The 1,846-nt window shown below is 47.7% G+C and carries 2 protein-coding genes and 2 pseudogenes; 1 reads left to right on the top strand and 3 read right to left on the bottom strand.

The window, feature by feature from the left end; all coding sequences use genetic code 11:
- Positions 1-259 (top strand): annotated as a pseudogene (locus JF818_RS07705) (glucose-6-phosphate dehydrogenase); the annotation flags it as partial.
- Between the two features lie 57 nt (positions 260-316).
- Here JF818_RS07705 and trpS read toward each other — a convergent pair.
- The 3 genes and pseudogenes from trpS to JF818_RS07690 all read right to left on the bottom strand — a co-directional run.
- On the bottom strand, positions 317-1,309 hold the full coding sequence (gene trpS, locus JF818_RS07700) for a tryptophan--tRNA ligase (RefSeq protein ID WP_198891442.1): 993 nt from the start codon (positions 1,307-1,309) through the stop codon (positions 317-319).
- Between the two features lie 4 nt (positions 1,310-1,313).
- On the bottom strand, positions 1,314-1,514 hold the full coding sequence (locus tag JF818_RS07695; RefSeq protein WP_198891441.1) for an FmdB family zinc ribbon protein: 201 nt from the start codon (positions 1,512-1,514) through the stop codon (positions 1,314-1,316).
- A 24-nt stretch (positions 1,515-1,538) separates the two neighbouring features.
- Positions 1,539-1,846 (bottom strand): annotated as a pseudogene (locus JF818_RS07690) (lipoprotein); the annotation flags it as partial.

The following is a 1,846-nucleotide window of genomic DNA, read 5'->3' as shown; positions in this document are numbered from 1 at the left end:
GTCAAAACCTGTTCGGTTCCGTTTCAACCAGAGCGAGACCTTCGGGGCCAATACCCCAGAGGCATATGAACAAATCGTGGAGAAGATCCTACAGGGAGACAAGAGTGTATTCCCTACCATGCAGGAGATCACCGAGTCATGGCGGATTGTGGAGCCGATGCTTCAGGAGAACCTTCCAGTGGAGGTTTATCCGATCAGGACCCTGCCCCGCTTCGCATTAAATATGGCGAAAGAGAACGGGTTTACCTGGTTCGATTAACCCAAACAAGGCCACCGATTCTCTCGGTGGCCTTCCTATTTCAGATAATCAATATCCTCAGATAAGAACGTGCATCTTCTCCTTGATGGCATGGATGTTCTCATTACCGATAGCATTTGCCTTACGGGTCCCTTCAACAATTAGGTCTCTTACCTCATCACGATGGGCTTCATAGTAGGCACGCTTTTCACGGATTGGATCCAACATCTCATTGAGTACTGCATTGAGTCGTTTCTTACAGGCGACACAACCAATCTGAGCAGTTCTGCACATTTCAGCAATGTTATCCTTTTCCGCCTCATTGAACACACAGTGGTACTTGTACACATTACAAATCTCGGGAGTACCGGGAATCTTGATCGTAACACGCGCAGGATCGGTAACAGCATTGCGTACACGCTCCCATACTGCCTCCGGGGTATCAGATAGGTAGATTGCGTTGCCCATACTCTTGCCCATCTTTGCATTCCCGTCCAGTCCAGCGAGTCTGCCAACTGTACTGAGCTTTGCCTGGGGTACAACAATACTGGTCCCATACATATCGTTGAACTTCCTGACAATCTTGCGGGCAAGTTCGATATGCGGGACCTGGTCTTCCCCTACCGGTACCAAATCTGCGTTGCAGAAGGTAATGTCAGCAGTTTGGCTGACAGGATATCCTAGAAAACCATAGGTAAGGTCAGCATACCCATAGTTCTTTGCCTCTGTCTTAATCGTGGGATTATGACGGAGTTGGTTTACCGTTACAATCATTGAATAGAAAACCGTCAGCTCAGCAATGGAAGTGATCTGCGACTGTTGAACCAAGGTGGCTTTCCCAGGATCCAATCCAACAGAGAGGTTGTCGATTGCCACATCATAGATACTGCTGTTGATCAACTCAGGATCTTCAAAATGGGTGGTAAGAGCCTGCACATCAGCAAGGAGAATGAATGTCTCATAGGTATGCTGCAACTCAACCCGACTCTTGAGAGAGCCTACATAATGACCGAGGTGCAGTTTACCTGTTGTTCTGTCACCGGTTAGAATTCGTTTCTGTTTCGTTTCCAAAAGACTACTCCTTCTCATCTACCTGCTCTACTTCAGCAGGTTGCCCATCTTGTTCGCCATGGAATGAAGAGGGCTTGTTCACCCGCCTCATGGTATGTTCCATATTACAAGAAGGGCAGACAGCAGGAGGCTCATGCTTATCCAGGGACTGGACCAATTCAACCCGTGCCTTGCAAAGCTGGCACTCATATTCATACGAAGGCATAATGTGGTATCTCCTCTTATGGGTTTACAGCAGACCACTCAAGCTCTGCTTGAGATTGTTCATCTGCTCTTCACCCAAATCCATATGTTTGATCGTAACTAGATCATCTTCAATCAGGAACATCTTCATCAAGTCGGCTATCTTGAAGGGAATCTTCTCCCTCTTCAGCCGAGCCAAGTATCCAGTTCTTACCATCTGGGACAGTGTAGTGGCAAGTTTGGGGGTGTCCATCGTGATATAAGCATCTAGGCTGTATCCCCCATCCTCTTTCTGGTTTATCAGTAAAAGCATCACCTTTGCCTGGGTGATCACCGTATCCGGCAATTCCAGAC

Source organism: Sphaerochaeta sp. S2, from assembly GCF_016406725.1.
Taxonomy (GTDB): domain Bacteria; phylum Spirochaetota; class Spirochaetia; order Sphaerochaetales; family Sphaerochaetaceae; genus Sphaerochaeta.
This window is presented reverse-complemented; position numbering and strand designations above follow the sequence as displayed.

Coding starts and splice junctions, on each gene's coding strand:
- JF818_RS07695 (WP_198891441.1), bottom strand. CDS start 1,514: ATGCCTTCGTATGAATATGAGTGCCAGCTTTGCAAGGCACGGGTTGAA.